General features: G+C 47.9%; 18 protein-coding genes. 7 read left to right on the top strand and 11 right to left on the bottom strand.

Annotation, left to right across the window (positions count from 1 at the left end):
* From WH43_RS05705 to WH43_RS05680, 6 genes are all read right to left on the bottom strand, one after another.
* A complete protein-coding gene (locus WH43_RS05705) occupies window positions 1-675 on the bottom strand; it encodes a hypothetical protein (protein ID WP_053423680.1) in 675 nt (224 codons plus the stop codon).
* A gap of 258 nt (window positions 676-933) precedes the next feature.
* Window positions 934-2,205: a multidrug effflux MFS transporter gene (locus WH43_RS05700; RefSeq protein ID WP_053423679.1), complete on the bottom strand. Its 1,272-nt coding sequence runs from the start codon at window positions 2,203-2,205 to the stop codon at window positions 934-936.
* A gap of 236 nt (window positions 2,206-2,441) precedes the next feature.
* Window positions 2,442-3,326, bottom strand: a complete 885-nt coding sequence (locus WH43_RS05695) for a hypothetical protein (protein WP_053423678.1) — start codon at window positions 3,324-3,326, stop codon at window positions 2,442-2,444.
* Between the two features lie 86 nt (window positions 3,327-3,412).
* Window positions 3,413-3,814 (bottom strand): hypothetical protein, encoded by a 402-nt coding sequence (locus tag WH43_RS05690; RefSeq protein ID WP_053423677.1) that lies wholly within the window; start codon window positions 3,812-3,814, stop codon window positions 3,413-3,415.
* Between the two features lie 93 nt (window positions 3,815-3,907).
* On the bottom strand, window positions 3,908-4,507 hold the full coding sequence (locus WH43_RS05685; RefSeq protein WP_053423676.1) for a hypothetical protein: 600 nt from the start codon (window positions 4,505-4,507) through the stop codon (window positions 3,908-3,910).
* Complete coding sequence (locus WH43_RS05680) at window positions 4,497-5,021, bottom strand: RNA polymerase sigma factor (RefSeq protein ID WP_053423675.1); 525 nt, start codon at window positions 5,019-5,021, stop codon at window positions 4,497-4,499. Before WH43_RS05680 ends, WH43_RS05685 begins: the two co-directional genes overlap by 11 nt.
* A 183-nt stretch (window positions 5,022-5,204) precedes the next feature.
* Here WH43_RS05680 and WH43_RS05675 point away from each other — a divergent pair, with 183 nt between their 5' ends.
* From WH43_RS05675 to WH43_RS05670, 3 genes are read left to right on the top strand one after another with little or no spacing between them, the layout of a single operon-like run.
* Window positions 5,205-6,677, top strand: coding sequence for an amidohydrolase family protein (locus WH43_RS05675; protein WP_053423674.1), 1,473 nt, complete (start codon window positions 5,205-5,207; stop codon window positions 6,675-6,677).
* 51 nt (window positions 6,678-6,728) lie between these two features.
* Window positions 6,729-6,872, top strand: a complete 144-nt coding sequence (locus WH43_RS20375; RefSeq protein WP_286049502.1) for a hypothetical protein — start codon at window positions 6,729-6,731, stop codon at window positions 6,870-6,872.
* 3 nt (window positions 6,873-6,875) lie between these two features.
* Window positions 6,876-7,154 (top strand): superinfection immunity protein, encoded by a 279-nt coding sequence (locus WH43_RS05670; RefSeq protein ID WP_053423673.1) that lies wholly within the window; start codon window positions 6,876-6,878, stop codon window positions 7,152-7,154.
* Between the two features lie 10 nt (window positions 7,155-7,164).
* Here WH43_RS05670 and WH43_RS05665 read toward each other — a convergent pair whose 3' ends face one another.
* From WH43_RS05665 to WH43_RS05650, 4 genes are read right to left on the bottom strand one after another with little or no spacing between them, the layout of a single operon-like run.
* Window positions 7,165-8,262, bottom strand: coding sequence for an MBL fold metallo-hydrolase (locus tag WH43_RS05665; protein WP_053423672.1), 1,098 nt, complete (start codon window positions 8,260-8,262; stop codon window positions 7,165-7,167).
* A gap of 31 nt (window positions 8,263-8,293) precedes the next feature.
* On the bottom strand, window positions 8,294-10,711 hold the full coding sequence (locus WH43_RS05660) for an ABC transporter permease (RefSeq protein ID WP_053423671.1): 2,418 nt from the start codon (window positions 10,709-10,711) through the stop codon (window positions 8,294-8,296).
* A complete protein-coding gene (locus tag WH43_RS05655) occupies window positions 10,704-11,393 on the bottom strand; it encodes an ABC transporter ATP-binding protein (protein ID WP_053423670.1) in 690 nt (229 codons plus the stop codon). Before WH43_RS05655 ends, WH43_RS05660 begins: the two co-directional genes overlap by 8 nt.
* Before the next feature lie 10 nt (window positions 11,394-11,403).
* Window positions 11,404-12,651 carry an efflux RND transporter periplasmic adaptor subunit gene (locus tag WH43_RS05650; protein WP_053423669.1) on the bottom strand — a complete coding sequence of 416 codons (1,248 nt, stop codon included), beginning with the start codon at window positions 12,649-12,651 and terminating at the stop codon, window positions 11,404-11,406.
* Between the two features lie 239 nt (window positions 12,652-12,890).
* On the opposite strand from WH43_RS05650, the gene WH43_RS05645 reads away from it, so the two are divergent.
* Together WH43_RS05645 and WH43_RS05640 are read left to right on the top strand one after the other, a co-directional pair.
* Window positions 12,891-14,273 carry a sigma-54-dependent transcriptional regulator gene (locus WH43_RS05645; RefSeq protein WP_053423668.1) on the top strand — a complete coding sequence of 461 codons (1,383 nt, stop codon included), beginning with the start codon at window positions 12,891-12,893 and terminating at the stop codon, window positions 14,271-14,273.
* Window positions 14,263-15,582 (top strand): sensor histidine kinase, encoded by a 1,320-nt coding sequence (locus WH43_RS05640; protein ID WP_053423667.1) that lies wholly within the window; start codon window positions 14,263-14,265, stop codon window positions 15,580-15,582. The genes WH43_RS05645 and WH43_RS05640 overlap by 11 nt, the downstream gene beginning before the upstream one ends.
* Here the strand turns inward: WH43_RS05640 and WH43_RS05635 are convergent.
* Entirely contained in the window at window positions 15,560-16,462 is a 903-nt protein-coding gene (locus tag WH43_RS05635; RefSeq protein ID WP_053423666.1) for a LysR substrate-binding domain-containing protein, read from the bottom strand. The two genes, WH43_RS05640 and WH43_RS05635, sit on opposite strands and share 23 nt — an antisense overlap.
* A 106-nt stretch (window positions 16,463-16,568) precedes the next feature.
* Between WH43_RS05635 and WH43_RS05630 the strand changes: the two genes are divergently transcribed.
* On the top strand, window positions 16,569-17,678 hold the full coding sequence (locus tag WH43_RS05630; RefSeq protein WP_502694032.1) for an S-(hydroxymethyl)glutathione dehydrogenase/class III alcohol dehydrogenase: 1,110 nt from the start codon (window positions 16,569-16,571) through the stop codon (window positions 17,676-17,678).
* A 64-nt stretch (window positions 17,679-17,742) separates the two neighbouring features.
* On the top strand, window positions 17,743-18,579 hold the full coding sequence (gene fghA / locus WH43_RS05625) for an S-formylglutathione hydrolase (RefSeq protein ID WP_053423664.1): 837 nt from the start codon (window positions 17,743-17,745) through the stop codon (window positions 18,577-18,579).
* Window positions 18,580-18,681: the final 102 nt, after the last annotated feature.

The following is an 18,681-nucleotide window of genomic DNA, read 5'->3' as shown; positions in this document are numbered from 1 at the left end:
TTAGCCGGTTTTAAACTTGGCAGTGGCCTTGGTGTAGAGCTGTTCATAAGATTCTCTGCGTCTGGTACCGAGGCTGGACTGCAGAGTTTCATCTGTCACTCCAACCCATTGTTTGGTTCGATAAATCATACCGAGATCCATTTCTACTTTGGTATCGTGATGGAAGCGGTCTGGCAGGGTTGAGTTGTAGTCTTCTATCTGCTGAATAATTTGAGCGTCAGTGAGTCCTTCTGCTTTGCCCTCTTTAAAAATAGCGATCCGCTTATCTACATGCTGGTCAATCATCTGCTCGCTTTTGAGCCACTCGTCATAATTGACGATATCGGTGGAATCCATCCAGCGGGGCGGATTAGTTTCAGTATTGATGCGTAAACCATCTCTGCGATATACCATATCTTCCAGAGGTGTAGCTGGATCTGGGGCTAGTCTGTGAGGCGCAGACACGTAGGCGTCTTTAATCAAAAAGGCTGGTGTGCCGTTATAGCTTTTTTGCAGCTCCAGAGCTTTTTCAGAGAGAGTTACGATAGCGCTGGGGGCTCTGTAGGCGGTGTCCGAAGTGTCTTCTGCATGGCTAACAGGCATAGCTGGACCTGTTTGTAATACGTTGTTGGAACGATCCAGAGCAGCAATTGAATTTTTACCAAAGCTCTCTATTTTACTGAATAAACTGATCATCATTATCCCTTTGATAGCTCATGTTCCCTGTGGATGTTGTTAGGGTTGCAGCTTCTGTGCCTGAGTTTTTAATGAGGTTATAAAAAAGTGAATTTATGTTGTGGCCACGGTTTTGCCGACAGGTTGGCAGCTTAAGGCGGGCTTGTAGGGGTGGATTTCTGGTGGCAGAGTGGCAATTATTTTCCGTAGCAAAACTCTGGAGCGGAACTAAATTTCAGTGACTTGTATAAAGAAGCCATGTAATTCATGGGCTTCTTATTATAGAACCAAGAGATTGTCAGGCTGGTTCAGAAGCCTGCTCAGCTTGTCCATCCTGATGCTGTTTTTTGTATTTTGCGCAAAAGTTAAAATTGCCATGCTGATGCTGCTAAAAATCAAAAAGCCTGCGGTCACAGGAATTACGGTACCGTTGTACATTTGGCCTATCACTGTGCCTATGCTCATCGACATAATGGATGAAGTAGAGCCAATAATGGCAGCCGCTATACCAGCTACATGGCCCATAGGTTCCATTGCCATGGCGTTGATATTACCAAACACCAGACCAAAGCAGAAAAACAGCACGGACGCATACAACACAAAAATCCACAGCTGAATGTCAATCACCCAATGCAGCGCTAAAAATACTGCTGAGCTTAAAATAATGCCCCAGACCGCACGGTTAGATAAATGTTGCATGCCCCATTTTTGCACCAGGCGGGAATTGACTAAAGAGGCAGCGCCAAAAACTATCGCCAGTAAGCCAAAATACAAAGTGAACAGCTCACCTGTTTTAAACAAGTCCTGGAAAATTTGTTGTGATGAATTCAGATAACCAATAAAGCTGCCAAAAAATAAACCCATACACACCATGTAGCAGACCGTAGGCACATTGCTGATCACTTCTTTGAAACCTTCAGCAAATCCTTTAGAACTCATGGCGATACGGTGCTCTTTGGGCAAGGTTTCTTCTAAACGGCAGAAAATCCACACGACAATAAGCAGCGCATAAAATACATAAAGGATAAAAATATCGCGCCATGAACCTATCCATAACACCACCTGACCCAGGCTTGGAGCTAAAGCCGGCACCATCACGAATATCATCATCACTAGCGACATAATGCGTGCCATATCATTGCCGGAGTATTTATCCCGCACTATAGAAATAGCCGAAACATAAGGGCCTGAAACCCCTAAACCCTGCACAAAACGGCCGAATAATAAGGTGTTGATATCGGTGGCGACATAACAGATCACAGTACCGACTAAAAACAGCACTATGCCACCGTTTAAAACTTTCTTACGGCCTGTGGCATCCGACAAAGGGCCACAAATCAGCTGGCCTATCGCCATACCAAAAAACAAGGCACTGACCACCAGTTGCGCCTGATTGGGGTGACTCATCGCAATATCAGCACGAATAGCGTCCAGCGCTGGCAATAAGGCATCAATAGAGATGGCAACGATGGACATTAAAAGGGCCACCAGCAAAGTAAATTCGCCGGTAGAAATACGCGATTTGGGTGCATGAGTAGAGTAATCAGACATGTACAGCATTCCTTGTTTAAAACGGCCTGAAAAAAGGCGCGGCTAGTTTAACGCTTTTCACTGAGCAGAGTGTTGGTAAATGTAAACGAATTCGACATTGGTCGGTTGAGAGCGGGGGGAATCGACAGGAATAGTGGATCATTTGGCTCAGGCAGAGAGTCGATCGGACACTGCCAAGACACCGCGTCAGATGACGAATACTTCCGACTAGGTTTTTGTTCGTGTTAAAGCCAGAGTCACCATAATGGCTTTATTTTTTCAGCATTTCTTTTTAGTTGAGCTGAAATATTATTGTTTAACTCAAGCCAGCTAAAGTCTTTATTCCAGAACTTTTTAAATTCTTCTCCGCCTTGTGAATGATCAAGCATTTCTTTTAAATCAAAGACTTTTGAAAAATTGTTTTCATTGACGTCATAATCTGACCAGCCCGAGCTGCCAAATTTCAAATGCGCTAAGAAACCAGACTTAAAATCCCTGGCTGCGCTCATAAAATCTTCGTTGGCATTCAATGTTTCTAGTATCAAGGCTTTTTCGTCATGACTTAGTTTGCCTGTAATTTCTGGTTCACCTGATTGATTCAGTGCTATAGCCCAGTCTTTATTGACTAATTCAGGCTGCTTGCTTTTTATCTCAGAAATTATGTTGTCATACTGAGAAAACATTCTTTCAACGGATTGAGACACTTCACCGCCAGGCATGTAAAGATTAAACATGGCCGTCGAATTCCTGAGTAGCGCTTTTTCTTCAATTTCCGCAGTGGTCAATACATGATTGGACACTATAGTCATTGACTTGTGGTAGGTTGGGGCAGGTTCCTGATGCTGATTTTTGTGATAAGTATCTTCGGCGAGTTGCGTTAGCTCACGAGTTAATTGCTCTGAACTATCTGTGTCTTTTTTGATGTGCAGTGCTGGCTTGATTGGCGGTATGTGAAATGCCTGACTTATCCCTTGTTGCTCCACTTTCATATCACTCTCCTTGTTGTCCGTCATCAGATTATTGTCGGCAAAAACGTTTTTTACTTGAGTGTTTTTATCAAAAAGTTTACCTCCTGTTTGCTTATCACTGATGGTATTCCCCAAAAAAGTGAAAGAGATTTCCCCGTTCTCTGGTTTATCCATGATTAGAACGTGTTGGCTGCAAAATCGGGGGGCAGGCTAGGTTAATTTTTATAAGTTCGGGCTTAGCTGAACGGTAGAGTTCTGCATCAGTTATTACTGATGAGCTGCAATACAGGTTGTGCCCGACGGCCAAAGTAGATTTGGAAGGTTTCTTGCTGACCAGCTGCCAGCGTCAGCTCGAATGACTGGGGATAAATGCGGCTGCAGTCCGCCATGATAGCCACTAGATGTTCCTGATTAAACATACGCTGGCCACTAGCTCCATTTGTCACCGTAATAGTAGCGACCCTCTCCCCGTTATCCGCCGCCAGCAACGCGTAGTGATCCAGCACCAGATCGCTGCGTCTGGGCACTACATCTTTATCACGCTGACAATTGAGCTCTGTATTCTGAAAAGGCGAAGGTTCAAACCTCAGGATCTGATCTTTGTCTGGTTCATAGGCCTGTGCACTGGTGGACAATAGTGCTACTAGCAACCACTGCTTCATCATGACCTCAAAAGTTGCAAAAAAGTTAAGTTAATCTATCTGGCTTAACTTGCCAAGCAACCAGATGTTTGAAATTGTAAGCAAGATGCTGTTTTACAACTCAGTATCCTGCTGAAAATCCTCAGCCAGACTGCTGAGTTGTTGCAGTTCAGCCGCTTTTTGTTTTTTCTTTTGTTGCAAACGATAGATAGCAGCCAGGCAAAGCGGAGCGACTATGAGGCTGTAAAAAACCAGCAGGGTAGCGCTGACCTGAGCAATATTCCACCACTGTATCAACCACAACAGGCCGGCAAATACCACGAGTGCAGCACAGGATAGCTGGGTATACAGGTAATAGCGTAGGGTTAATGTACAGGCTCTGGCCCGAAATTGTACCAGCCCGCTGCTGCTCCAGTTGTCATATTCCAGTATAGGTTTATGTACTGTCCAGGCAACATAAGCCGAACTGAGGGCTCCGCTTATCAGAAACAACGCAGACAGATAGCCCAGCCAATCAGGAATGTGAAAGGCGAGCCAGAAGGCGGCAATGAACATCACAGCAGCACCGAACCACTCGCCGTACATCAACCACTTTTGTTCAGCCTGGCGCTGTTTAGCTTGGGTTAAATCAGCGCTATTGGGTGGAAGTTCTGTCGCCGTAGGTTGTTGTTGCCAGCTTTTGGCCAGAGCGGCAAAGTCAAAATCATCTGCCATGGTGCATGATCTCCATCAGTTCTGTTTTAGCGCGATTTAATCGCACTCTTACTGCTCCCTGACTCAATTGCAGAATATCTGCGATCTCAGGTGCGTCTAAATCTTCCATCGCCAGCAAAATAACCTGACGGTTGGCAGGGGAGAGCTGCCTTACTGCCTGCAATAGCTGCTGGCTTTGCTGTTGTTCTCCGACCTCTTGCGACGGGCAATCCTGTAAAAGCAGATGCTGGGTGTCCTCATCTAATTCCTGCCACTGCTGGCGTTTGGCACGGGCTATATGATCCACCGTCACGTTATGTACAATCCGAAACAAATAAGCCCGCGGCAGCTCTGCTGCCTGAATACGTTCGGCGGACTGGTGCAATGCCAGATAAATATCCTGTTTTAAGTCCTGTCGTGCAGCGGGATCGGCCTCTGAGGCCATCAGAGTCCGGCTGATCGCGCCCTGATTTTGTTGCCACAGCTCTAACAAAAACTGCTCAGCTGTTACAGTTTTGTGGTCGGAACTAGCCAAAAAAACCTCCCTGTTCAATGTTTTAGAGTTTTTATTGAAGTTATCACTCTGTCAGAAGTAAGTCTGCCCCAACTGGCAAAGTGTTACAAAAATAAATAAAAAAAATTTTGTAACGGCTGACGAAATACTCCCGACTTCTTAAGCAAACACAGCAACTTTATTTCGGTTTTAAGGAGTATTCATATGAAAACACTGCATGTAAAAAAATCTGTCGCGCTTTGTCTGATGGCCCTGTGGCCTGCATTACAGGCGGTGGCCCAGGCATCTGTCGAACAGGCACAAAGCGTGTTGTATCACAATGCCACTTTACTCAATCCTGCGACAGAGCAACTGGTTCAGGATGGCTGGCTGCTGGTCAAAGAGGGCCGCATTGTTCAAATGGGCCAGCAACAAGCGAATACAAATTTACCTGAAGCCAGCAAAACGGTGGATATCAACGATCAGTATCTGATGCCGGGGCTGATTGATGTGCATTTGCACCTGACTGCAGGTCCACATCGGGCTGAGATGCAGGATGGTAAACCTGTCATCAGTGTGAAAGGTCATAGCGAGCTGACGCGCTATCACGCCATCAGCACCTTAGCCACCGGAGTGACTACAACCTTTAGCCCGGCAGGCGAACCAGAAGCCAACGCGGAGTATGTCGCGCAGCAACAAGCAGGTAACTGGCCCGGCCCCAAGTTAAAGTACGCTGGTTTTGTCTTCGAACCTACCCCAGTGTTAGGCGGCTCTGTCTATCCAAAAGACGAAGCAAGCTGGCGCGCTGAGATTGCCCGTCAAAAACAGCTGGGCGTTCACTACATTAAGTTATACGCCGGGCTGAGCAAAGACGAGGTTGCGCTCGGAGTAAGGTTAGCCAAAGAGGCGGGCCTGAAAACTCTGGCTCATCTGGATAGCGTCAGTTGGCAGTATGCAGCGGATCTGGGCATAGACATGTTAACCCATGCGTTGCCAACCAGTGCTGAATTACTGACAGGCGATGCAAAACAGGCCTATCTGGTTGAACGAAAAAATCCATATGACAGCCGTTATCTGTACCGGTGGTTCGACTATGTGGACTACGACAGTGAGCCGATGCAAAAGCTGTTTAGCACTCTGGCGCGTCAACAAACCAGAGTCGACCTGACCTTAGTTGCCAATGAATTGTTCTACTTTGGCCGAGATCTGAACAGCTTATATCCGGAAGAAAATATGTGGGTCTTTCACCCGGAAAATCGTAGCCGTTGGCGCGCCTTTTTTGCTGCGCTCAGTTATGACTGGTCGAAAGAAGACTTTGCCGCCGCTCAGCGTCAAATGCCGAAGGTAAAGCAATTGCTTAAGCGTCTGTACGACGCCGGTGTGCCGCTGGCGATAGGCACAGATTTAAGCGCCAGCGGTCCTTTTTATCTGCGCGAATTGTTACTGACTCAGCAGGCAGGTCTGACGCACTGGCAGGTGTTGAAGCTGGCCACCAGCGGTGGCGCTGAGCATCTGGGGCTGACTGATCATGGCCAGCTGAAAACAGGGTATGTCGCTGATTTTATCGTGCTGGGTGCCAACCCACTGCAGGATTTGAACGCGCTGAACACTTTGCATACCGTAGTGCAGCAAGGCAAAGCCTGGTCTGTGGACGAGCTGAAAGCTCAGTTGAGCTCTCTGTCAAATCTGAAACTTTAATTTGAACCCTTACACACTGATTTATTTCACAAATTTAACGAGGATAGATAGATGGAAACTTTAAATTACTGCGTGTCTGAGCTGAGCAATCAGGTCGAATTTAGCGATGCCGAATTTCTGGTGCTGTTTATGGTGTTCTGGCTGCTTGCCGCTGTACTGCAAAACAAATTTGATATGAACAAAAACGAGGAATAACCCATGGAAACTTTACAACAATTTTTCGATACCTTTGTCCAGGCATGGCAACAAGCTGATCTGGTGTTTTTAGTAGGGTTTGGCACGCTTTTTCTGCTGATTTGGTTTTTACCCAGCCTGCTGGCATTAGCCTTTAATCGCCAGCATGCCGGCAAAATTGCCTTACTGAATGTGCCGGCTGGTTTTTCCTGGATAGCCTGGGTGGCTTTAATCGTCTGGGCTGTGACAGGCAAACTGAGCGATAAACTGGCTGAAAAGGCGCGCTTAAAGCCAGTCGCCTGATACAAGGCTGTTATAACTGTACGCTATCACCTTCATTTAAAATTAGCAGCGGCACCTGACTATTCAGTTGTCGCTGCATATGCAATAAGCGCAAGAGTGGCGAATGTGAACTGATGTCCCCCATCTGCCAACTCCCATTACCATAGCCCCAGGGGATCATCACTTTGCAACCCAGTTCTGCCGCCGCCACTAACGCATCTTCAGGTGTGGTATGCACATAACGATACCAGTCAGCCTGCTCTTCATGATGATAGGAGGCTATCGGCAGCAGGCAGATATCAATATCCCCATATTTTTGCTGAATATCCTTAAAATGTTCTGAATAGCCGGTATCTCCCGCAAAAAACAACGTGTTTTCACCGTACTCTAACAACCAGCCTCCCCAGAGGGCCTTATTGTCATCATTAAACAATCTGCGGTTATTAAAATGATGGGCTGGCACCAGATGTATGCTGAGCTCACCTTGCTGGCTTTGGCTGTACCAGGTCTGTTCAATAATGTGGTATCCACCCTTTGGCATATAATCCGCCATCCCCAGAGGCAGGTAATAAGTTGGTTTATTGCCTATCTGTTGAATACTTTCGTGGCTGAAATGATCGTAATGCAAATGGGAGTACAACACGGCATCTGTTTCTGCCAAAGTTGTACTGCTGATAGTCGGGCTGTAAGGTCTTTTGATAATGCCGGCAAACCATTGCACCCAACGGACCGGCCAGTCAAACTGGCCAAATACAGGGTCCAACAGCAGTTGCTGGCCATCCGGTGTATTGATCACAAAGCTGGCATGACCCAGCCATTGCACATCAAAACCAGTAGTTAACTCAGGTGCTTGCTGAGCTGCACTATAACGGCAATCCTGACCCGGAGTTTTGCACTGCAGCGCCTGATCCGCCGGATAGCAGTTTGCCTCACAGTACGCCGGATACTGCCGCTGCCCCAAAGGCGTGCGATACAGATTACGATAGGCACCCTGATGTTCACCTTGAGTGATCTGTGGCAGTACTGCATCTTTGCTTACCTGACGCTGAACCTTATTCGGTGTGCTGCAGGCGCAAAGCAGCAGCACACCGATGAGCAATATAGCTTTTGGAGTCAGCTTTGGTCTCATTGATAGTCCTTATTAATCAATTATTTACTCGTTATTGTTGTCTTAATACCATAGCAGGTTTGCGCCCTGCAACCTGCCAGGCTAAAGCGGCTACTGTGCACCAGCAAATAGCGAAAGTAACGGCTGCCGCCAGCAGGTACCACAAAGGGTTTTGGCTGATCCGGACGCTGAATTCACTCAGCCAGCTATTCAGTGCCCAGAAGGTGGCGGGGATAGCCAGTACAGCGCTGATGGCCATCAGTTTGAGGTACTCGCTGGCCAACAGGTTCACCAGATTAAAGCGGCCAGCGCCCAGCACCTTACGCATTGCTACTTCACGTGAACGTTGTTCGGCACTAAAAGCTGCCAGACCAAACAAACCGACACAAGTTAAAGCTATGGCCAGTGCTGCAAAGATGGCTATTACTTTGCCCTGACGTTGCTGGTTCTGATAAATCGCATTGTAATCATCACTCAACCAGCTGAGTTTTAAATCCTGACGCTGCAGGCGCTCGCTCAGCAGTTGCTGTACTTTATCACGGGCGCTCACGGCCATGTCCGGCGCCATGCTAAGCATGATATTGGCGTAAGTCATAGGTGAGCGGCCACAGATCAGCAGCAAAGGTTCTTGTTGTTTTAAGGCTGATCCAACTTGAATATCGGCAACGACCCCGACAACCTGCATCCGCAGTACCGGCACATCGCCAGGCAACAGCCATTGCTGACCAATCACATCCTGCAGATTGGTGTAGCCCGCTTTGCGCGCCAGAGATTCGGTAATGATCACCGCCGCTGTGGCATGATCGCCATGAGTCTGATACCAGTCGCTTTGATAGGTTTCGCTAAAATCACGACCCGCCAGCAAGGTCAGGCCTGCGGTTTTAGCAATATCAAAGCCTGTGCCCATCTGAGAAATAGGTGGCAGCGCTGTGCCCGCAGTTTGCCCTGGTAGCTGAATATCCATAGCCTGAGAAATAGTATCTGTGATTTGCATATCCAGCATGGACACTGCATTGACACCTTCCACCTTTTGCAGACTTTGTAACATATTTTTGTTTTCGGCATGAAACAGCAGGCTGTTCTCTACGGCGTTTACCATTAATCTGGCCTCACGCTGATAACCCGTACTCTGATTTTGCAGCAGCTGCAATTGCTGCTGAAGTACCACGCTTGCCACTAATAAACCTATAGTAATAGCGCCTTGCAGTACCAGTAAGCCTTTACGTAACCAGATGGCAGTATTGCCTCGCTGAAAATCGCCACTCAGTACTTTTTTGGCATCAAAGGCTGAGATAAATACTGCCGGATATACACCTGCTAGCACGCCGACACTAAACACACTGGCCAGTAAAATCAGACCAAAATTGCCAATATAATTCAGCTGAAGCGGGCGATTTACCAATAGGTTAAATTCTGGCAGCACCAACTCTACTGCAACTGCTGCCAGTAAACCGGCACAGCAGGCGATCAGTAAGGATTCCAGCATAAACTGCACAAACAGCTGACTACGGCTTGCGCCCAAAGCCTTGCGTACGCCCACTTCTTTTGCTCTCATCGCGGCGCGCGCTGTGCTCATATTGATAAAGTTGATAGCTGCAATCAACAGCAGTAAAGCGGCCAGAACCAGACTAATCTGTACAGTACCAGCTGAGCCGTTGACATTAAACTCATAGGCCAGATTGGAGTGCAGATGAATATCGGTCAGAGCGCGAAGTTGCAGTTCTGTCACTTTGCCGCCTTGATAAGCTTGCTGATTCAACTGAGTGGTTAATTCTTGCAGCAGAGCCCTTTGATCAAGACCGTAGGGTACATGGATATAGCTATAGACGTTATTGACCGCCAGACGGCCATTGGCCACTTCATCGCTGATCCGGCGCAAAGAACCCGCCTGAAAATGGCTTTGTTCAGGCATACGATAGAGAGCGCTGATGGTATAACGCTGTTCACCCAGTTGAAGTTGCTGGCCAAGCACAGAGGTTTGTCCAAATAATCGCAAAGCTTCCTGTTCTGATAAAGCGATCTGGTTGGGTTGTGTTAAAGCCGCAGTTAAATCACCCTGGAGTACCTCAATCTGGAAAAAGTCTGTGATATTGGCATCCACAGCCTGAGCTTTCTGTAAACTCAATTGCTGACTGGAACCGGCTAAACGCAGTGTATCGGCGCCACTGTTAATGCGGGTCACTTTGATCCCTTGATCATAGTTTTCCAGCAAGGCTTTCATCGCCGGGCTGGACACCGGAAAACGTTGATTCACAGGCAGAAAAAATTGCTCCAGCCGGTAGCTGTTTTCTGCATTAGGGTGCATTTGGTCATAACCCAGTTCATAGCTGGCGTAGAGCAGTATCAATAAAGCCGAAGCCAAACCCGTGGTTAAGCCCAGCAGGTTCAGTGCCAAATGGGTTTTATGCCGCAGTACAGCTCTGATGCCAGTGATGAAATAATTGCCTGTCATGCTGAAAGAATTAAGCATATTTCGCCTCCATTACACGTTCAGTGACAATCTGACCATCCAGCATTCGTACTATACGGCTGGCATACCGAGCTTCATGTTCTGAGTGAGTCACCATCACCACAGTCGTACCTTCGCGGTTCAGCTGGCGCAGCATCTGCATTATTTCTTCACTGTTTTTCGAGTCCAGGTTGCCTGTAGGTTCGTCGGCTAAAATCAGCGCCGGGTTTATCACTAAGGCTCGTGCTACCGCAACCCGTTGTTGTTGACCACCAGAGAGCTGCAACGGTAAATGATCGGCCCTGTGGTCAATTTGCATGCGTTTTAAGATGGCTTCTACCCGTTGTTTACGCTCTGCTGCGGCAATGCCCTGATACTGCAGCGGCAGCTCCACATTTTGAAACACACTCAGCTCATCAATCAGGTTAAAGCTTTGAAACACAAAGCCAAGCTGGGTTTTACGCAGCTGTGCCAATTGTTTTTCACTGAAATTTGCAATATCGGTGCCCTGAAATAAGTAGGCACCAGAGCTTGGGCTGTCCAGCATACCCAGAATGCTGAGTAGAGTAGATTTACCGCAGCCAGAAGGGCCCATAATGGCGACGAAATCCCCTTGTTCAATCACTAAATCAATCTGGTTCAGTGCAGTGGTTTCAAGCTCCGCAGTACGAAATACGCGGTTTAATTGCTGTAATTGGATCATGGAATAGTCCTTATTGCTCTAGTTGAATAGTATCGGCTTGCGCGAAATCGCGATAGCTGGAAATGATCACCTGATCACCGGCCTCAAGGCCGCTGACAATTTCAATCTGGTTGGCGCTTTGTTTTCCTAAAGTAACGGCTTGTTTGCGTGCCACCGCGGTTTGGCTATTGAGTACATAAACATACTGTCCAGCACTGTCAGTCAGGTAGGCACCGCGAGGCAGCACCAGAGCAGCACGTTGCTCAGCTTCGAGTTGCAAAGTTAAGTTCACCGACTGGCCGCGTTTGACCTTGTGCTCGCCAGGCAGAGTAAATTCGAGTTGGAACTGATTATTAACTACCCGGCTATCGACACGGCTGACGGTCAGTTGCACCTCTTGCTGATTGACGCTGGCATTGGCATGCATGCCTGTCGTGACGCGGCTTAAGTAAAATTCATCGACGCTGGCGACTAACTTGTACTTATCCGGTATATCAATTTGGCCCATACGACTGCCCGGAGCGCGTGACTCGCCGGCTTCGACATTAAACTCGCTTAAATAACCGCTGACCGGAGCACGCACCAACAGGTTTTGTACGTTCTGGCGGGCAAATTCGAGGTTTTTGGTTAGCATAGCCACACTTTCACTCAATTGGCTTAATTGCTGTTTCCGAATGGCCTCATCCTGCTTCTGTTGCTGTTGTGTCAGCTTCAGGCGTTCTTGCTGGTAGCGTAAATCCTGTTGCAAATTCAGCAGTGTTTCTTTGGCCAACACGCCGGTTTTGACCAAGGGTTCTGTCTGAGCCAAATTGCGTTTGAGTGTGACCAACTGATGCTCGATATCCAACACATCACGTTTGAGGTTTAATCTGTTGGTTTCGATGGTCATTTGAGTATTACGCAGGAAATTCATCTGCTCTGTAACCTGAGCTTCACGACTGATCAGATCCAGCTGCAGCGCTGTGTTGCTTAACCTGACCAATGGCTGGCCCTGGGTGACAAACTGACCCTGTTCCACCAGCTTTTCTTCCACCCGGCCACCTTCAATCACATCGAGAAATACGGTCTGCTGTGGCATCACATTGGCCCGCAGCGCAATACTTTCCTGCATGCTTTGCTGTTGCACTATGGCAGTGCTGACTGAGCTCAGTGGCAAAGCCAATGACATTTGTGCGCTGGCTTGCCAGGTACTGCCAAACCAGGCGACCCCAATCAGCAAGCTGACGATCAGAGCTGGTGCTGCCAGGCGACGGCGGGTTGGAGTGATTTTTTTATCCATTGCTATGCTCCAAAAAATCATGTTCTGTGCGCTTTATAAGGCAATGGCTGTGCCAGAGTGTAAGTTATTGTTTATCAATGATTTGTTGTTTCTTATTGTTTGGAACTGTCCGCTGGTGATACAACAGACCGTCCACTAATGGACAGTCTGAAAACGCCTTAAGCTATTGGATTTAAAAGATTGTTGCGAAGGCGTGGCGTTTTCGGTAGGGTTCTGCAATCAACCGCAAGGATGTAGTCATGAAACAGCCCTATAAGGTACTGGTACTGGATGACAACCAGGATATTTTGATCGCCAGTCGTATTTTTTTGAAGCAGCACTTTGCCCAGATAGTGACCTTACATGAGCCCGCTTTATTGCTCAGTACGCTGCAGCAGCCGACTGACGGACAGCCTTTTGATTTGCTGTTGCTGGATATGAATTTCAGTCGCGATACCCAAAGTGGCGAAGAAGGCCTGTTTTATTTAAAGCAAGCTTTAAAGGCGCAGCCCAGTCTGAAAGTAGTGATGATGACCGCTTATGCCGCTTTACCTTTGGCGGTTAAGGCGATGCAAAACGGGGCCGCGAATTTCATTGCAAAACCCTGGCAGAATGAGCAGTTACTGCAGACGCTGCAACAAGCTCTGCAGCAGCCACTGCACCACGACTCCAGACAAGGCGCTGCTGCAAAAACGGCTACCACCAGTGATGCCATTCCACTTTTGGGGCAAAGCCCGGCTATGCAACAGGTATTACGCACTATTGAAAAAGTGGCGGGGACAGAGGCTAATGTACTGCTGCTGGGGGAGAGCGGCACAGGAAAAGCTTTGGTTGCTCAGGCGATTCATCAGGCCTCACAACGCTCTGCTGCGCCTTTTGTCAGTGTGGATATGGGCAGTTTAAGCAGCAGTCTGCTGGAAAGTGAGTTGTTTGGTCATAAAAAGGGCGCTTTTACTGACGCAAAAAATGACTATGCCGGCCGTTTTGTCGAAGCCAGTGGCGGCACATTATTATTGGACGAATTAGCTAATTTAGCTTTGCCACAACAAGCAAAGCTATTAACAGCAATGCAAAATCGCACTGTGGTGCCTGTAGGTTCCGGTCAGGCTGTGGCTGTAGATATTCGTCTAATTTGCGCCACCAACGAGAATCTCTATCAAGCGGTGACAGAGGGCAGCTTCCGTCAGGATTTACTCTACCGTATCAACACGGTGGAGATAGTCTTGCCTGCGCTTCGTGAGCGTAAAGAAGATATTCCTTTGCTGCTGGAGTGGTATTTGCAACATTATTCAGAGCGTTATCAGCGCGATGGCTTACACATCAGCACTGCCGATAAGCGCACTCTGCAGAGTTACGACTGGCCTGGTAATGTGCGTCAATTAGCACATGCTGTAGAGCGTGCTGTGGTTTTGGCCGAGGGCAATACTCTGGATTTTAGTCATTTACAAAGCTCAGTGCAGAACGCGCGTGCCACTACTTTATCTGAGCAAGAGACTGAGACGGAATTTTTCCTCGAATTTGTCGAAGAAAAAACCATTCGTCAGGCGCTGCAGTATTATCAGGGGAATGTCAGTCAGGCGGCGAAAGCGCTGGGTTTAACCCGAGGGGCTTTATACCGGCGGTTGGAAAAATATGGCCTTTAACACTCGTCTGCTGCTCTTGCTTGGCAGTTTTACTGTGCTATTGATTTTTAGCTACCAACAGTGGCAGGGGGGAGCTTCGGCTTTTGCCGTCGCCTTAACTTTGGCCGCGATAGTAACGGCCTGGTTGATTTGGCAACACTGCAGCACCCGACAGCGTCAGACTGCTTTGGTGCTAAAAGCTTTGGCGAATCAGGATACGTCGTTAAATCTGCGCGACCAGCCAGAACTGCAGCAGCTACTGGGTGTGGTGCAGCAGCAATTAGGCAATAGCCGCCAGCAAGCGGAAGCCAAAGCTCAATATCTGCACACCCTGCTGAGCCAGTTAGATGTTGCTGTGCTGGAGTTTTCCGCTGATGGCCAGTTACTGCAAGCGAACCCGGCAGCGCTGCGTATGCTCACGTCTGCTCAGCAGCAACAACTGCAACAAGGTCAGTTTGACGAAGCGAACTTAGCGCAACTGGCCACTATACTGCATAGCACCACTACGCATTATCAGGGCCAGTTGCAATGGCAGCAGCAAGGCTACACAGACCGGCTGGCGCTGAGCATTGTCTGTAGCCGAATTCAGGGGCAGTTACGTAAACTGGTGACGCTGCAAAGTATTGATCAGGCACTGCTGCAGCAAGAAGTGCAGGCTTATCAGCAACTCACCAGGGTGTTGACGCACGAAATTGCCAATTCCGTAACCCCTATGGCGTCTTTGGCGCAAAGCTGCCAGCAGATTTTGCCAGTAGCAGGTACTGTGCTAAGTCAGGATGACCATGTTGATCTTAGCAAAGCGCTGACGACTATCTACAGACGTGGCCAGCACTTGAGTGATTTTATCTTGTCCTTTAAACAGCTAAGCCAGCCGGTCCAAGCGAATTTACAACAGACCAATCTGGTGGCAATTGTCAAAAATTGTCTGGCCTTGCAGCGTGATGTCATCACAAGGCTGGATATTCATTTGGATACAGATTTACCCAGCCAAGCCCTGTTATGGCTGGATGAAGCCCTCATGGAGCAGGTGCTGATTAACCTGCTGCAAAATGCATTGGATGCGATGCAGCAAAGTGCTCAGAAACAGCTTAGCGTGAGGCTTGAGCGCACAACACAACAGCAATGGCAACTGGATATAAGCGACACTGGACCAGGTATTGCACCCGAAGTGGCAGAACAAATCTTTATTCCGTTTTTCACCACCAAGGCCACAGGTTCGGGTATAGGCTTGCCTTTATCGCGCGCTTTGTTACAGGCACAGGACGCTCAATTGGAATACAAACCCGCTGAGCCTGGCGGTAGTTGTTTTAGCATACGTTTTGGGCAATAGCCTTTGGACTGTTTTCCAAACCCTGCTGCAACCAATCCAGCAGTAAGCGTACTTTAACCGGTAAATGCCGGTTGAGTGGATACAGTGCCCAGATACCTTCGTCTTGCGGTTGTTGCTCTGCTAATAAAGCGACTAAACGACCATCTTCTAAATAGGGCTGCAAGTAATAATCCGGTAGTTGAGTTACCCCTAGACCTTTGAGTACCGCATCTGTTAAAGCCACACCGCTATTACAGCGCAAATAAGGCTGGGGTTTAAATTGCAGCTTCTGGCCTTGTTGTTCAAAACGCCAGAAATCAACAGAGCCTACTAAACAGCGGTGTTGATGTAATTCCGCTACTGTTGCTGGGGTGCCGAATTTTTGCAAATAGTCCGGGCTGGCGCATAAATACAAAGTGCGTTTACCTAAAGCTTTGGCCTGTAAACTTGAATCAGTCAGTTGACCTAACCGAATAGCGCAATCAAAACCGCCTTGTACTAAATCCAGTTGATCATTGGTCAGTTGCAAATCCAGCTGCACTTTGGGGTAACGTAATAAAAATTCATGCAGCAAAGGCGCAATAAATTGCTCGCCATAATAAACAGGAGCCGTGATTTTTATTGCGCCTGAAGGCTCATGTTGCAGGCTGGTCAATAGCTGATTGGCTTGTTGCAGGCCGTTGACCAAAGCGCGGCACTGCTGGTAATACAGAGTGCCTTGTTCTGTTAAACGCACCTGACGGGTGGTGCGAAGTACCAGTTTGCAGTTCAGTCGCTGCTCTAATTGCAGCACAGTGCGACTGACCTGAGCGACTGAAATACCTAACACCTTGGCAGCTTTAGAAAAACTGCCGAGTTCTGCCACAGCCACAAATTCGCTGATGCCTTGCCATTCTTTCATTTATGCAAAACTCATTTGTTATTTGTGGGGATTATCATCGATTAAGAAAAAATTACAATGAGTTATACTCAGTGACAACTCAAACTGGAGAATTCAGATGCAAATGATCAAAACACGTGCAGCCGTGGCCTGGGGCCCGGGTCAACCGTTAAAAATTGAAGAAGTGGATTTAATGCCACCGCAAAAAGGCGAAGTGCTGGTGCGTATAGTGGCGACCGGTGTTTGCCATACCGACGCATATACTTTGTCGGGTCAGGATTCTGAAGGCAAATTCCCTTGTATTCTGGGCCATGAAGGTGGTGGTGTAGTTGAAGCTGTAGGCGAGGGTGTGACCAGCGTAGCGGTGGGCGATCATGTGATCCCTTTATACACACCAGAATGCGGTCAATGTAAATTCTGTTTATCAGGTAAAACCAACCTGTGTCAGGCCATTCGTGCTACCCAAGGCCAGGGCTTAATGCCAGATGGCACCACTCGTTTTTCCAAAGACGGCCAGCCTATTTACCACTACATGGGTACTTCTACTTTTTCTGAATACACAGTGCTGCCAGAAATTTCGTTAGCCAAAATTAATAAAGCGGCACCTTTGGAAAAAGTCTGTTTATTAGGGTGTGGCGTTACCACAGGTATGGGCGCTGTGATGAATACCGCCAAAGTGAAAGAGGGCGATACTGTGGCCGTCTTTGGTTTAGGTGGCATAGGTTTGTCTGCCATTATTGGCGCTGTGATGGCCAAAGCCAGCCGTATTATTGCCATCGATATCAACGAATCTAAGTTTGATATTGCCCGTCAACTGGGTGCTACTGATGTGATTAACCCGAAAAATTTCGACAAGCCAATTCAGGATGTGATTGTTGAAATGACAGACGGCGGCGTGGATTTCTCCTTTGAATGTATTGGTAATGTCAACGTAATGCGTTCGGCCTTAGAGTGCTGCCATAAAGGCTGGGGCGAGTCGGTGATTATTGGTGTGGCGCCTGCTGGTGCTGAAATCTCTACCCGTCCATTTCAATTAGTCACAGGTCGGGTATGGCGTGGCACTGCTTTTGGTGGTGTCAAAGGCCGCACTGAATTGCCGGATTATGTGGAGCGTTATTTAAAAGGTGAGTTTGAACTCGATACCTTTATCACCCATACCATGGGGCTTGAGCAAATCAACGAAGCTTTTGATTTGATGCATGAAGGGAAATCCATCCGCACCGTCATTCATTTCTAATTTTAGGTGTTAATTTTTATAAAAAGCCCGGTTCGCCGGGCTTTATTTACACAAGGATAAAGCCATGACGCTCATTCAGTTATCCGAACATAAACTCTTCGCTGGTCGCCAGATTAAATATCAGCATCACTCAGAAACAGTCAAAGGCCTGATGCAATTCTCGGTGTATTTACCGCCAGCGGCTGAAAAACAAAAAGTACCAGTGCTGTATTGGTTGTCCGGTTTAACCTGCACTGATGAAAACTTTTCGGTAAAAGCCGGTGCGCAGCGCGTAGCAGCTGAGTTGGGTATAGCCTTGGTGATCCCAGACACCAGCCCACGAGGCGATCAGGTAGCAGACGATGCCGCTTATGATTTAGGTCAGGGCGCAGGTTTTTATGTCAATGCGACACAAGAGCCATGGGCAGCCCACTATCAGATGTACGACTATATCAGTCGCGAACTGCCATCTTTAGTAGAAGCACATTTACCTGTCACATCAGCCAAAGCCATCAGTGGTCATTCGATGGGCGGCCATGGTGCTTTGGTGATTGCCTTACGTGAAGCCGGAGCTTATCGCTCAGTGTCGGCTTTTTCACCTATTTGCCAGCCATCAGAATGTGATTGGGGCAAAAAGGCCTTTACTGCCTATCTTGGCAGCGATCAAAGCCAGTGGTTACAGTACGACGCGAGTTTTTTACTGGCACAACAACAAAGCAGTTTGCCGATGCTTGTTGATCAAGGTGAGGGCGATCAGTTTTACCCGTCGCAGCTTCGCACGCAATCTCTGATCGAAGCCAATCAGCGTAGCCAGAGCGCAGCGCAAATTCGCCTGCAACCGGGGTACGATCACAGCTACTTTTTTATCAGCAGCTTTATTGAAGAGCACCTGCATTTTCATGCAAAGCACCTGAAGGCTTAGGTTGAGCTCCATCGTCACGGATTTTTTACTTGCCCAAACTCCTCAAGCACGGCTAAAATGGCGCCGCGCTTAGGGGAGTAATTTACAAAACCGCCAGGTTTT

It is taken from the genome of Rheinheimera sp. KL1, assembly GCF_001275035.1.
In the GTDB taxonomy this organism is placed as follows: domain Bacteria; phylum Pseudomonadota; class Gammaproteobacteria; order Enterobacterales; family Alteromonadaceae; genus Pararheinheimera; species Pararheinheimera tangshanensis.
Note: the sequence above shows the minus strand (reverse complement) of the source record. Positions and strands in the feature narration are given on the sequence as shown.

Excerpts from the sequence above, each read along its gene's own strand:
- WH43_RS05695 (WP_053423678.1), bottom strand. The coding sequence starts at position 3,326 with ATGGATAAACCAGAGAACGGGGAAATCTCTTTCACTTTTTTGGGGAAT.
- WH43_RS05660 (WP_053423671.1), bottom strand. The coding sequence starts at position 10,711 with ATGCTTAATTCTTTCAGCATGACAGGCAATTATTTCATCACTGGCATC.
- WH43_RS05640 (WP_053423667.1), top strand. The coding sequence starts at position 14,263 with ATGGCCTTTAACACTCGTCTGCTGCTCTTGCTTGGCAGTTTTACTGTG.
- WH43_RS05685 (WP_053423676.1), bottom strand. The coding sequence starts at position 4,507 with ATGGCAGATGATTTTGACTTTGCCGCTCTGGCCAAAAGCTGGCAACAA.
- WH43_RS05705 (WP_053423680.1), bottom strand. The coding sequence starts at position 675 with ATGATCAGTTTATTCAGTAAAATAGAGAGCTTTGGTAAAAATTCAATT.
- WH43_RS20375 (WP_286049502.1), top strand. The coding sequence starts at position 6,729 with ATGGAAACTTTAAATTACTGCGTGTCTGAGCTGAGCAATCAGGTCGAA.
- WH43_RS05700 (WP_053423679.1), bottom strand. The coding sequence starts at position 2,205 with ATGTCTGATTACTCTACTCATGCACCCAAATCGCGTATTTCTACCGGC.
- WH43_RS05645 (WP_053423668.1), top strand. The coding sequence starts at position 12,891 with ATGAAACAGCCCTATAAGGTACTGGTACTGGATGACAACCAGGATATT.
- WH43_RS05690 (WP_053423677.1), bottom strand. The coding sequence starts at position 3,814 with ATGAAGCAGTGGTTGCTAGTAGCACTATTGTCCACCAGTGCACAGGCC.
- WH43_RS05665 (WP_053423672.1), bottom strand. The coding sequence starts at position 8,262 with ATGAGACCAAAGCTGACTCCAAAAGCTATATTGCTCATCGGTGTGCTG.
- WH43_RS05650 (WP_053423669.1), bottom strand. The coding sequence starts at position 12,651 with ATGGATAAAAAAATCACTCCAACCCGCCGTCGCCTGGCAGCACCAGCT.
- fghA (WP_053423664.1), top strand. The coding sequence starts at position 17,743 with ATGACGCTCATTCAGTTATCCGAACATAAACTCTTCGCTGGTCGCCAG.
- WH43_RS05635 (WP_053423666.1), bottom strand. The coding sequence starts at position 16,462 with ATGAAAGAATGGCAAGGCATCAGCGAATTTGTGGCTGTGGCAGAACTC.
- WH43_RS05675 (WP_053423674.1), top strand. The coding sequence starts at position 5,205 with ATGAAAACACTGCATGTAAAAAAATCTGTCGCGCTTTGTCTGATGGCC.
- WH43_RS05670 (WP_053423673.1), top strand. The coding sequence starts at position 6,876 with ATGGAAACTTTACAACAATTTTTCGATACCTTTGTCCAGGCATGGCAA.
- WH43_RS05655 (WP_053423670.1), bottom strand. The coding sequence starts at position 11,393 with ATGATCCAATTACAGCAATTAAACCGCGTATTTCGTACTGCGGAGCTT.